General features: G+C 65.1%; 14 protein-coding genes. 1 reads left to right on the plus strand and 13 read right to left on the minus strand.

The genetic code is table 11. From position 1 onward, the window contains the following. Positions 1 to 19: 19 nt before the first annotated feature. Complete coding sequence (locus tag EF294_RS16360) at positions 20 to 634, plus strand: cob(I)yrinic acid a,c-diamide adenosyltransferase (RefSeq protein WP_123931988.1); 615 nt, start codon at positions 20 to 22, stop codon at positions 632 to 634. Positions 635 to 654: 20 nt separating this feature from the next. Here EF294_RS16360 and EF294_RS16365 read toward each other — a convergent pair whose 3' ends face one another. The 13 genes from EF294_RS16365 to EF294_RS22580 all read right to left on the minus strand — a co-directional run bounded on the left by EF294_RS16365 (position 655) and on the right by EF294_RS22580 (position 12,199). Further along, positions 655 to 1,098, minus strand: a complete 444-nt coding sequence (locus EF294_RS16365) for a DUF2550 domain-containing protein (protein ID WP_123931990.1) — start codon at positions 1,096 to 1,098, stop codon at positions 655 to 657. 182 nt (positions 1,099 to 1,280) lie between these two features. Then, positions 1,281 to 1,661, minus strand: a complete 381-nt coding sequence (locus EF294_RS16370; protein ID WP_123931992.1) for a F0F1 ATP synthase subunit epsilon — start codon at positions 1,659 to 1,661, stop codon at positions 1,281 to 1,283. A 9-nt stretch (positions 1,662 to 1,670) separates the two neighbouring features. Then, a complete protein-coding gene (gene atpD / locus EF294_RS16375; RefSeq protein WP_006368520.1) occupies positions 1,671 to 3,119 on the minus strand; it encodes a F0F1 ATP synthase subunit beta in 1,449 nt (482 codons plus the stop codon). Positions 3,120 to 3,174: 55 nt separating this feature from the next. Next, on the minus strand, positions 3,175 to 4,119 hold the full coding sequence (locus tag EF294_RS16380; protein ID WP_123931994.1) for a F0F1 ATP synthase subunit gamma: 945 nt from the start codon (positions 4,117 to 4,119) through the stop codon (positions 3,175 to 3,177). Between the two features lie 155 nt (positions 4,120 to 4,274). Then, the gene (gene atpA / locus EF294_RS16385) at positions 4,275 to 5,903 is read right to left on the minus strand and encodes a F0F1 ATP synthase subunit alpha (protein ID WP_123931996.1); all 1,629 of its coding nucleotides are present in this window, start codon (positions 5,901 to 5,903) and stop codon (positions 4,275 to 4,277) included. A gap of 96 nt (positions 5,904 to 5,999) precedes the next feature. After that, positions 6,000 to 7,349 (minus strand): F0F1 ATP synthase subunit B/delta, encoded by a 1,350-nt coding sequence (locus EF294_RS16390; RefSeq protein WP_123931998.1) that lies wholly within the window; start codon positions 7,347 to 7,349, stop codon positions 6,000 to 6,002. A gap of 3 nt (positions 7,350 to 7,352) precedes the next feature. Further along, complete coding sequence (locus EF294_RS16395) at positions 7,353 to 7,865, minus strand: F0F1 ATP synthase subunit B (protein WP_123932000.1); 513 nt, start codon at positions 7,863 to 7,865, stop codon at positions 7,353 to 7,355. Between the two features lie 59 nt (positions 7,866 to 7,924). Then, entirely contained in the window at positions 7,925 to 8,188 is a 264-nt protein-coding gene (locus EF294_RS16400; RefSeq protein ID WP_006368525.1) for a F0F1 ATP synthase subunit C, read from the minus strand. 149 nt (positions 8,189 to 8,337) lie between these two features. Further along, positions 8,338 to 9,096, minus strand: coding sequence for a F0F1 ATP synthase subunit A (gene atpB / locus EF294_RS16405; RefSeq protein WP_123932002.1), 759 nt, complete (start codon positions 9,094 to 9,096; stop codon positions 8,338 to 8,340). Further along, positions 9,093 to 9,509, minus strand: coding sequence for a hypothetical protein (locus EF294_RS16410; RefSeq protein WP_123932004.1), 417 nt, complete (start codon positions 9,507 to 9,509; stop codon positions 9,093 to 9,095). The genes atpB and EF294_RS16410 overlap by 4 nt, the downstream gene beginning before the upstream one ends. 294 nt (positions 9,510 to 9,803) lie before the next feature. Then, positions 9,804 to 11,042, minus strand: a complete 1,239-nt coding sequence (locus EF294_RS16415) for an MraY family glycosyltransferase (protein WP_123932006.1) — start codon at positions 11,040 to 11,042, stop codon at positions 9,804 to 9,806. Between the two features lie 111 nt (positions 11,043 to 11,153). Then, positions 11,154 to 11,402, minus strand: coding sequence for a hypothetical protein (locus tag EF294_RS22575; RefSeq protein ID WP_342774360.1), 249 nt, complete (start codon positions 11,400 to 11,402; stop codon positions 11,154 to 11,156). A gap of 329 nt (positions 11,403 to 11,731) precedes the next feature. Then, a complete protein-coding gene (locus tag EF294_RS22580) occupies positions 11,732 to 12,199 on the minus strand; it encodes a PLP-dependent aminotransferase family protein (protein WP_342774361.1) in 468 nt (155 codons plus the stop codon). Positions 12,200 to 12,327: the final 128 nt, after the last annotated feature.

A 12,327-nucleotide genomic window follows, 5' to 3' on the forward strand; every position in this document is an offset into this window, starting at 1 on the left:
GGCGCTAGATTCAGGACCTATGGCCGTTCATCTCACCCGCATCTACACGCGCACCGGAGACGACGGGAGCACCGGGCTCAGTGACTTCTCGCGCGTATCCAAGACCGATCCACGAGTGGTCGCCTACGCCGACTGCGACGAGGCCAATGCGGCGATCGGTGCGGCGTTGTCGCTCGGCGGAGCGGTTCCCGACGACATCGCGGCGGTACTGCGGACCGTTCAGAACGACCTCTTCGACGCCGGCGCCGACCTGTCCACACCGGTGGTCAAGGACCCCAAATACCCGCCGCTGCGCATAGAGCAGCGCTACATCGACGCACTCGAAAGCTGGTGTGATGCCTTCGGCGAGCCCTTGCCGTCACTCGATTCATTCATCCTTCCGGGCGGCAGTCCCCTCTCGGCTCTGCTCCACCAGGCCAGAACCGTCACCCGGCGGGCCGAGCGATCGGCGTGGGCGGCCATCGACGCCGACCCTGACGCCACCTCGGTACTCCCGGCGCGCTACCTGAATCGGCTGTCGGATCTGCTGTTCATCCTCTCGCGCGTGGCCAATCGACCACCACTCGGCGACGGCGACGTCACATGGGTGCCCGGCGGTCACCGTCACCGACCGGATGAGACGGCGTCCGAGTGATCACCGCGTGATCTGATTGCTCAGGCGCTGCGGCGTTCGGCACGGGCCGAACGCCGGGACTCCAACCAGGACTGGAATGCTGTGACCCCACCGGCGTCGAAGGCGATCTCGTAGTCGTTGCCCGCCCCCGAGCCCACGGGCTGATGTACGTGCAGGATGATCAAACCGTCAAGGATGTCGCGTTCGCTGCCGACTGCGCGTCGGCGTCCAGAGATCTCGATCGAACGCCGGGGCAGGGTGTGTGACGGACCCGGGCGCAGAGAACTCAGCCGGAAATAGCGCAGTGCTTCATCGCTGTAGTGGACCGTCCCGTGCCGCCAGCCCTCGTCGACATCGGCCGGCAACGTCCGCAGCAGCACCGGAGTACCACCGCGGCGCAATTGGCCCACCCGGTAGGCGAGCAGACCACACACGCCCAGAGCGATGAGGACTAAGACACTCAGCGTGATCACGAGTTCGGACACCGTGGTGCACCTCCTCGTTGCCGCTTGGAGCGCATCGATCCCGTCCGGTCATGACGTGACCGTGGGCGTGCGTGGGTCACTTCCAGGATGCCATCCCGGAACAGCACACGACCGGCCACCCGTACTGGGGCGGCCGGTCGTGTCCTCACTTGCGGATGTGTTCGGCGGGCTACTTCGGCGGTCTAGGACGCCAGTTGTTCGGCCGCGGACAGACGAGCCTGCGCGTGGTGGTACTCGTCGGAACCGGGCTCGGCCGACTCGAGAGTCGAACGTTCGGCGGCGACATCGACATCGTCGGCCCACTCGGCCGACTCGGCCAGGATCGTCACCGAGTGACCGGTGATCGACAGGAATCCACCTTCGATCGCGGCCGCCTTGCGCTCACCGCTCTCCTCGACGATCACCACGTATCCGCCGGGCACCAGCTGGCCCAGCAGCGGCTCGTGGTTGGCCATCACACCGAGTTCACCAACGGTGGTTCGGGCGATCACGAAGGTCGCCTCACCGGAGTAGAGTTTGGCGTCGGCTGAAACAACCTCGACGTGAAACGCTTTGTCTGCCATGTCGATCCGCTACTTTCCGGCGATCTTCTCGGCAGCAGCCTCCACGTCGTCGAGTCCACCGCAGCTGTTGAACGCCTGCTCGGGGTAATGATCGAACTCACCCTTGCAGACCCGATCGAAGGCCTCGATGGTGTCGGCGAGCGGGACAACCGAACCCTTCTGGCCGGTGAACTTCTCGGCAACCAGGAAGTTCTGTCCGAGGAACTTCTGGATGCGACGCGCGCGCTGCACGGTCACCTTGTCCTCTTCGGAGAGCTCATCCATACCGAGGATGGCGATGATGTCCTGTAGTTCCTTGTACTTCTGCAGGATGCGCTTGACCTCGTTGGCGACGCGGAAATGCTCGTCACCGACGATCGATGCCTCCAGGATGCGCGAGGTCGAGGTCAGCGGATCCACAGCGGGGTAGATGCCCAGCTGCGAGATCGGGCGGGACAGCTCGGTGGTCGCATCCAGGTGCGCGAAGGTGGTGGCCGGCGCCGGGTCGGTGTAGTCGTCGGCGGGCACGTAGATCGCCTGCAGCGAGGTGATCGAACGACCCTTCGTCGAGGTGATCCGCTCCTGCAGCTCGCCCATCTCGTCGGCCAGCGTGGGCTGGTAACCCACCGCGGACGGCATGCGGCCGAGCAGGGTGGACACCTCCGAACCTGCCTGCGTGAACCGGAAGATGTTGTCGATGAACAACAGCACGTCCTGGTGCTTGACGTCACGGAAGTACTCCGCCATCGTCAACGCCGACAGTGCCACGCGCATACGCGTGCCCGGCGGCTCGTCCATCTGACCGAATACCAACGCGGTGTCCTGCAGGACGCCCATCTCCTCCATCTCGAGGTGGAGGTCGGTGCCCTCGCGGGTGCGCTCGCCGACACCGGCGAACACCGAGGTGCCGGAGAATTCACGGGCAATACGAGTGATCATCTCCTGGATGAGCACGGTCTTACCCACGCCGGCGCCACCGAACAGGCCGATCTTGCCGCCCTTGACGTACGGGGTCAGCAGGTCGATGACCTTGATACCGGTTTCGAGGATCTCGGTCTTACCCTCGAGTTCGTCGAAGGCCGGCGGCTTGCGGTGGATGCTCCACTGCTCGCCGTCGCGGCCGAGTCCCGGGCTGTCGAGGCAGTCGCCGAGGGCATTGAACACGTGGCCCTTGACCACATCGCCGACGGGCACCTGGATCGAGTGACCGGTGTCGGTGACCTGGGCACCCCGGATGAGGCCGTCGGTCGGCTGCATCGAAATGGTGCGAACGAGGTTGTCGCCGAGGTGCTGCGCAACCTCAAGGGTCAGCGTCTTGGCGACCGACTCGAGCTTGATCTCGGCATGCAGGGCGTTGAACAGATCTGGGATCGATCCCCGCGGGAATTCGACGTCGACCACGGGGCCGATGATGCGGACGATCCGGCCGTCGGCCGACCCCGACGACTGCGAGGCTGGGGTTTCTACTGCTGCGGTCATGGTGGTTGGATACTTCCTCTTGTCGAAAGATTGTGTCCGGCGGGGTTCGCCTCGGCTAGTTCGCCAGGGCGCTCGAGCCGCCGACGATCTCGCTGATCTCCTGGGTGATCTGGGCCTGACGGAGCTGGTTGGCCTCGCGTGACAGCGACGTCGACAGTTCCTCAGCATTATCGGTGGCGGCCTTCATCGCGGTCCGCCGCGCTGCCGACTCCGATGCCGAGGAGTCCAGCAGCGCCGCATAAACGCGGGTCGCCACGTACCGCGGGAGGAGTGCCTCCAGCAAGGACTCCGCGCTCGGCTCAAATGTGTAGTTGCGCGATTCGGTGTCGATCGTGCCGACCTCGCCGTCGCTCCGGTCTACCTCGTCCTCGGTGACGACCAGCGGCGCCATCCGTCGAACCTCGGGAACCTGCGTCAGCATCGAGACGAAGCGGGTGTAGACCAGGTGAAGCTCGTCGACGCCCTCCAGGGTGCCCTCGCCGTCGGGACTCTCGACCTCTTCGCCGCTGCCGGCGACGAACAGATCCACCAAGAACTTGCTGGCGACCGCCGCATCGGAGTACTCCGGTGATTGGGAGAAGCCAGTCCACGACTGGACGTAATCTGCGCCGCGGAACGTGAAGTACCCGACGCCCTTCTGCCCCATCACGAAGATCACCGGCTCCTTGCCCTCATCGCGCAGCAACGCGAGGAGTTCCCGGGTGGCACGCAGGACGTTGGCGTTGTAGCCGCCGCACATGCCGCGATCACTGGTTATCACCAGGACGGCAGCGCGCTTGGGGTTCTCCCGCTCCTGCAGCAACGGGTGGTCCAGGGACCCAGCGCTGCTCGCGAGTTCGGAGAGCACCTTGGTCATCTCCGTCGCGTACGGCTTGGCCGCTGCCACGCGGGCCTGCGCCTTGGTGATGCGTGAGGTAGCGATCAGTTCCTGGGCCTTGGTGATCTTCTTGGTCGACTGAACCGACCGGATGCGTGAGCGCAGCTCACGGATGCTTGCCACGATCCCTCACCCCTTCCTTGCCATCAGTGTGCCTCGCACGGCCATCAGTGTGCCTCGCACGGCCATCAGTGTGCCTCGCACGGCCATCAGTGTGCCTCGCTGGCTTAGGTGGCCGTTGGCGCCCCGAGGGCCCCGGCAGCGCTGCCCTAAGTCGATCACTTGCGGATCTTGATCTCTTCTTGAGCGACGTCCTCGGAGTCCATCGGAGTCGCCTCGGTCTCGTTGACCACGCGCTTCCCGTCATGGGTGAGGTAGCTGTTCTTGAACTTGTTGGTCTCTGCGACCAACGCCCCGGCCTGGTCGTCGGAGAGCACCTTGCCACCGGCGATCGAGTCGTAGACACCCTTGGCATTGTGATGCAGATGCGAGAGCAGCTGAGTCTCGAAGTTGCGCACGTCATCAACGGGCACCGAGTCGTAGTGTCCCTCGCCGCACAGGTAGATCGAGACGATCTCGTCCTCGACCGAGTACGGGCTGTACTGATCCTGCTTGAGCATCTCGACCCAACGGGCGCCGCGCTCGAGCTGAGCCTTCGACGCATCGTCGAGATCGGAAGCGAACGCCGAGAAGGCCTCGAGCTCACGGAACTGGGCGAGCTCCAGGCGCAACGACCCCGACACCTTCTTCAGGCCCTTGGTCTGGGCGGCTCCACCGACACGCGACACCGAGGTACCGACGTTGATGGCCGGGCGGACGCCCTTGTTGAACAGGTCCGACTCGAGGAAGACCTGGCCGTCGGTGATCGAGATGACGTTCGTCGGGATGAACGCCGACACGTCGTTGGCCTTGGTCTCGATGATCGGCAGACCGGTCATCGAACCGCCGCCGAGCGCATCGGAGAGCTTGGCGCAACGTTCCAGCAGACGCGAGTGCAGGTAGAAGACGTCACCCGGGTAGGCCTCACGGCCCGGCGGGCGGCGCAGCAACAACGAGATCGCGCGGTAGGCCTCGGCCTGCTTGGTCAGGTCGTCGAACACGATCAAGACGTGTTTGCCCTGATACATCCAGTGCTGGCCGATGGCCGAACCGGTGTAGGGAGCCAGCCACTTGAAGCCCGCCGAATCCGAGGCGGGAGCGGCGACGATCGTGGTGTACTCCATCGCGCCGGCCTCTTCGAGAGCCGTCTTGACACCGGCGATCGTCGAGCCCTTTTGGCCGATCGCGACGTAGATGCACCGAACCTGCTTGCTTTCGTCGCCCGATTCCCAGTTGGCCTTCTGGTTCAGGATGGCGTCGACGCAGACTGCGGTCTTGCCGGTCTTGCGGTCGCCGATGACGAGCTGGCGCTGTCCGCGGCCAATGGCGGTCATCGCGTCGATCGCCTTGATACCGGTGGCCAGCGACTCCTCGACCGGCTGCCGCTCGAGCACAGAGGCCGCTTGCAGTTCGAGGACACGCTGCTCTTCGGCCTCGATGTCGCCGAGTCCGTCAATCGGGGCGCCGAGCGGATCGACGACGCGACCGAGGAACTTGTCGCCGACGGGAACCGAGAGGACCTCTCCGGTCCGGCTGACCTGTCCGCCTTCTTCCAACGTCTCGTAGTCACCGAGGATGACCGCACCGATCTCGTCCTCATCGAGGTTCAGTGCCACGCCGAGCACGCCGCCGGGGAACTGCAGCAGCTCATTGGCCATTGCGCTCGGCAGGCCGCTGACATGGGCGATGCCGTCCGCGGTATCGGTGATGATGCCGACCTCGTCGCGCGAGGCTTCGGCGTCGAACGACGAGACGTACTGCTCGATCGCTCCCTTAATCTCGTCTGCTGAGATCGTCAACTCCGCCATGGGTTCTCGTCTTCCTTGCTCAGTCCGTGCAGTGGTTCGTGGTGGGTGGTGCGTCGGCGCCCATCGGTCGGGATGGTCCCGCCGATCGGCTCACGATCAACGCGGCAGCGTCTCGGTCGCCTTGGCCAGTCTGGTGGCGATGTCGGCCTCGATCACCTCGTCGCCGACGCCGATGCGCAGGCCCCCGATGATCGACTCGTCGACCTCGGTCTGGACCGAGATCGTGCGGTGGTAGATGTTGCCCAGCACCTGCGCCAGGCGGGTGCGCTGCTCGTCGGTCAACTCGACCGCGGCAACCACGTGGGCGACGATCTCCCCCCGGCGGGCGGCGGCCAACTCGGCCAGATGCGCCACCGCCGTTTCGGACGGCTGTCCGTGCAACAGCGCGACGGTGTGCGAGAGCAGATCGCAGGTATGCGGACCGACCTGATCGCCGATGAGCGAACGCAACAACTCCACGCGACCGTCCGCCGGCCGCTGGAAATCGGCCAGCAGCGAAGCGAATTCCGGGTTGGCGTCGAGTAACCGGCCGACGCGGAATAGCTCATCCTCGGTCTGCTCGATGGTCCCGTCGCGTTCGGCGGCGGTCAGCACCATCAGCGCATTCTGGCGACGTAGCGCGGTGACAAAGTCGAGGCTCTCCGACCACCGCTGGGCGGCGGCCGAGGCCACCGTGTCCACGACGATCGGTGCGACCTTGCCATCGAGCAGGGTGTGCACCATCTGCTTCTTGCCCGCGTCGTTGTCCTCGTCCTCGGTCAGCTTCTTGCGCAGGACCGGGTTGTCGAGCAAGAACCTGATGACCGAGGCCATCTCTGCGCCCGCCGAGGTCAGCGCCTGCGAGTCGAGATCCTTGGCCGCCGACTCGAATTCGGCGCCGACCGCACGCGCCGCATCCCGGCTGGTGGCATGCAGCGAGTGCAGACCAATCAGTTCCGAGCTTGCCGGGACCGAAGAATCGGAGTGCCCGGCTGCCATGCCGTCGAGTTCGTTGATCGCCCGGTCGATCGCCGCCGCTTGGTTGTCGGCCGTCGAGAGATGTCGTCGTACGATCTCACCCGCTCCGTCGACGGCATTGAGTCCGAGCTCCAGCCGCAGTTGACGGACAAGGCTCGTACGGGCCAGATCGGCCTGCGACTTGCCGTGCTCGCTGATGCGCCGGACCTCCGAGTCGGCGAGTGCCTTGAGGTCCTCTTCGATCGACTTCGCATCCTCGAGTGCGCCGGCATGGAGCTCTTTGGCCTCGGCCTCGGCCTTCTCGACCGCACGGTCGTGAGCGACCCGCGCGTCCTCGGCGCGGCTCTTGGCCTCATCGCTCTCGACGATCTGCTGACTGATCGCATCCTTCTGGGCGAGCACTGCCTTGCGCAGCGGCGGCAGCACCCACTTGACGAAGATCGCCACGATCACCAGGAAGCCGACGAGTTGCCCGATGAAAATATCCACGGGTTACTTCACCGTCCCACTCTGCTGGGCCCCGGCACCGGCCGAGGCGACGTCGGTTCCCAGAACGCGGCCGGCCAGTACCTCCGACAGCCGGCTCACGTCCTGCTTGGCTGTGGTGACCGCCTTGTCCGCCTCGACCTTGAGATCCGCGGAGATCTTGGCGAGTGCGGCATCGGCCTCCTCGGTGGCCTTGTGCTTGGCCGCCGAGACATGCTCGTTGCCACGGGCGCGGGCCTCGTCACGGATGCCCGTGGCGTCGCCACGGGCTTGTTTCAGACGTGCCGCGTACTCCCGGTCGGCATCCGCATAGCTCGCCGCCGCGGCCTTGTTGTCCTCGACCGTCTTGGCCACCCGCGCGTCACGTTCGTCGAGCACCTCGAGGATAGGAGGTACGACAAAGATGCGGATAACGACCAGGACGACGATGAAGATCAGCAGGCACGCGATCAGAGTGGCGTTCGGGATGAGGAAGTTGGAGGTCTTCTCCCCGGCTTCTTCTGCGGCGAGACTCATCATGTTGGATGTCCCCTATCGGGATTGCGAACTACGAGCAGCTGAACGGACGACGCTTCGGCTCAGGATGCGCCGTAGGTCTGAGCCGGGTTGGCGAATACGAACAGGGCCATGAACGCCAAGTTGATGAAGTAGGCCGCCTCGACCAGACCCACGGTGATGAAGAACGGGGTGAACAGACGTCCCTGGGCCTCCGGCTGCCGGGCGATACCGGCGATGAGCTGCGAACCGGCGATACCGTCGCCGATGCCCGCACCGATTGCGCCGCCGCCCATGATGAGGCCGCCGCCGATCAACGCGCCCATGCTAACCAGATTCGGATCCATTGAGATCTTTCCTTTCGGTGGAACTGGCACTCTTGGTTGCCAGGTCTGTGGGTCCGGTCGGCCGGGCCGACCATTCTTATTGGGGTGTGGTTCGTACGGTTGTCCTGCAGCGTCCGTCGCTCATCGTCGGTGGGCGTCGGACGGTGGTCCTAGTGGTGCTCGTCTTCCATCGCCTGGCTGAAGTAGAGGATCGTCAACAGGGCGAAGATGAAGGCCTGGATGAGACCGATGAACATGTCGAAGGCTTTCCAGATCGCATTGGGCGCCCACAGGATGTATGCGGGGAACAGTGCGATCAGAGCGACCATGACGCCACCGGCGAAGAGGTTGCCGAAGAGTCGGAGAGACAACGAGAGCGGCTTGGCGATTTCTTCGATGATGTTGATCGGTGCCAGGCCGGCCGCGTGGCCCTTGACCAGCTTGCCCAGGTGGCGCAGCGGACCGCGCCGACGCATTCCGGCAGCGTGGTACCAGACGAAGACGAAGATCGCGAGCGCGTAGGTGAGGTTGGCATCACTCGAGGCCGGTTTGATCAGCTCGTGAGTGGCGCCGCTGTTGACGCCGTACTGCACCGGCAGAACCGAGAACCAGTTGACGACCAAGATGTAGGTGAACAAGGTGACCGCGAGCGGCAGCACGAACGGGGCGATCTTCATGCCGATCGCACTCTCGATCTGACTACGCATCTGCACGGTGATGACCTCGAAGTACAGCTGCACGGTGTTCGGCCGGCGCGAGGTCATCTTGGCCTTGACGAAGAACGCGAGCGCGATCACGATCAGCGCGGCGATGGCCGAGGCGATGATCGTGTCGAGATTCCAGGTCATGCCCAGCCATTCCACCTCTTGGTGGTGGCCGACCTCGATCTTGGCCTCAGCCAGGTACAGCGCGTCAGACGGTGCGGTCATAGCTGCTTACGAAGTCCTTTCATCACCGGAATCACCGTGTTGAGGACCAGGACAACCTGGCCAAGGGCGAGTCCGAACATCACGCCCAGCCCCTCGGGCCGGACCAGAATGGCTGCGGCCAATGCCAGTACGGTGATCACACCGAGCCGCAGCGCGGAATTGACGGCCAACAGTTTCTTACGAGGGTCGGCTTCGGCGGCGACACGAGAGACGGCCATCGTCACCATCTTCGCGTTGACCAGAACCGCCACCACACCCACCGCGAAGAAGATCGCAAACAGGAAGTGCTCCACATAGATCGATACGCCCGCCACGATCAGTGCGAACGCGCCTGCGACGATCCCCGGTCGCACCAGTCCGGTGGGAGCGGCCGGATAATACACGGGAGCAGAGTCAGGGGCAGATGTCGTCATCGCCTCTCCTCACCTCTCGTCGGTACCCTCCGTGCAGTACTCACAGGACGGCACACCGGATCGGGCGTACTCGCTGGCAGCCCAGAGCCGCCGAGCGAACGCTCCGCATTGTTGAGACCCTACCAAGCGCCGTGACCGCCACCACCAGGGGGTGCGGGACCACGAAGCAGGCAGGTGAACCGGCGTCGAACCGCCGATCCGTTTCCGACGGCACCGTGCTCGCCGTCGAACTACTACGGCTCATAGTACATGGTCTTTACCATCAGGTTACCTGGCCCCCTAGGGGGGAATGCCTCATTCTCCGCCGCGTCCACCGATCACCGGTCCCGCGTGCGCGGTGCGCATCTGCGCGATCCGACGGGACAAGCGCGGGGCCATGGTCACCAACATCGCCAGGACCAGACCACCGGCGAAGGCCGGCGCGACCACCGACATCGGGAACAGGGTGCTCGCCGCCGCCGAGAACGCCAGGATCGCCACCCACAGATAGATGATCACCGCGACTCGTCGCTGTGAATGCCCGAGTTCGAGCAACCGGTGATGCAGGTGCATCTTGTCCGGCGTATAGAACCCGACTCCAGCGCGGGTGCGGCGAACGATCGCCATCAGCATGTCGAGCATTGGCACGAACACGATCGCGGCTACCAGGATCAGCGGCAACAGCAACGTGAACACGTCCGCCGGCCCGTAGGCATAGACCGCGATACGGCCGGAGGCGCTGGTCGAAGCGGCCGCGAGCATCAACCCGATCAGCATGGCCCCGGAGTCGCCCATAAAGATTCGCGCCGGCGAGAAGTTGTGCGGTAGGAAGCCCAGACACGCACCGGCGAGCACCACCGAGATCAGCGCGGGCGGGTAGTAGCTGACGTCGCCGCCCTGGTCACGCAGCAGTCCCAACGAGAACAGGCAGATCGCCGACGCCGCGATCAACCCCAGACCCGCGGCGAGACCGTCGAGACCGTCGACGAAGTTCACCGCGTTGATGGTGGCGACAGTGATGACGACGGTCAGCAACCCGGACTGGAACGGGTCGAGAACCACAGTGCCGATATCACCGAAGGGCACCGGGAATTGGATCCAGCTGACCCCCATGACCACCATTACTCCGGCGGCGGTGAGCTGACCGACGAACTTGGTCAGCGCATCCAGACCCCATCGGTCGTCGATCGCACCGACGATGACGATCACCGCGCCCGCCGAGATCACCGCCCCGATGTCATTGGTGTAGGCGAAACCCCGGTTCAGCGCGGGCAGATTCGCGGCCAGTGCGACCGCGGCAACCATCCCGGCAAACATCCCGAGTCCGCCGAGACGAGGGGTCGGGATGACGTGCACGTCACGTGCCCGTGGCACGGCCACCGCCCCGATCTTGATCGCGAGGACACGTACCGCCGAAGTGAGTAGATACGTGACCGCGGCCGCACTCAATCCGACGAGCAGCAGCTCGCGGAAGGGCACACCGAGCCCCTCTCCCACCCCGGGCGCGGCCAGTGCCGCGACAATGTGCGCCGCGCCGGGATCAGCCACGCTCATCGAGCGCCTCGCTCGGTGGCGCGCAAGGTCGAGAGGGGTTCCGGCACGCGAACAGGCTACCCGCCGAGCAACTCGGCGACCGAGCCGCGGATTCGTGCGTGTTGGGATGAATCAGACAATGCGGCGTCCATCCAGTCGGCGATCTGTGCCATTGTGGCCGCATCGGCGCCGGCGAGGGTCGCGATCGGAGTGCCGATGCAAATGGCCGACCTCGGCGACCGGCCGCTGCGCACAGGGGCGCACAACCGTGTCGACGACGATCTCGGCATTGCGCAGGCGCTGCTGCGCCTGTACCCCGCTCAGTCCGGTCGTCGAGTCGTCGACGATCGCGAGATGGGTGTCGGCGCCCCCGCTGATGATGCGTAGACCGCGTTCGGTGAGCGCGGCGGCGGGGCCGACGCATTATCGACGGCCCTCGAAACGTAGTGCGCGTGGTTCGCCGTGGACGACTCGGCGAACGTTGCGGCCTTGGCCTCGGTGACACTCGTCGACAGAGCTCCCCCGAGTGAACGGGAACACCTCCTCCTGCAGCGCTGCACGGTGACGGTCGGCGCCCAACAGCAGACCACCGCGCGGGCTACGTGGCACCTTATGGGTGACCATCGTCACGCCATCGTCGCGGGGCACCGGGCTCGGCGCCGCCCACCGGCGACCAACCCGCCCAGGAGCGCGGCGTCGACACATAGGATCTACTCGGCCTCGTCGGCCATCTGCCGAAGAGTCGGATAATCGAACAGCCGTGAATAGGTCGCCGGGCCGGCGACCAGCAATCGCCGACGATGTAGCAGCGCGAGTTCACCGACCTCGTCGTAGTCGACGAGTTTGTCGGCCGCACCGACGGCGTATCGGCTGGTGGTGAACCACCGAGCAGAGAAGTCCACGCGCCAGCACTGCGTCTGATGGCCCCCGTGATCGAGTCGTAGTGACAGCGCCGGGCCACCCGGCTGGGCGAACGTCGCATAGACCGCAGACGCCGCCGCCGTCCCCGATAACGGCTGCACGTTGACGCACCCGGCGCCGAGCAACGAGGCAGCACGGGTGATCACCGGCTCGGTGATCGCCGGCTCGGTGATCTCGTCGACGACCCCGCACCGCGGTGGAAGCGGGCACCCGGATACCCCCTCGGCATAGGTGTCGGCCAGCGATGTCGCGAGAATTCAGCGAACTGCCGGACTCGCGATCGTGTCCCCCGCCAACAACTGCGATATCTACTCGCGACGCCGGGTTTCGCGGTCGATCAGCGTGGCGAGTTCGGCGTCGATCGCATCGTCGCCGGCACCCGTCA

The organism is Gordonia oryzae (genome assembly GCF_003797185.1).
In the GTDB taxonomy this organism is placed as follows: Bacteria; Actinomycetota; Actinomycetes; order Mycobacteriales; family Mycobacteriaceae; genus Gordonia; species Gordonia oryzae.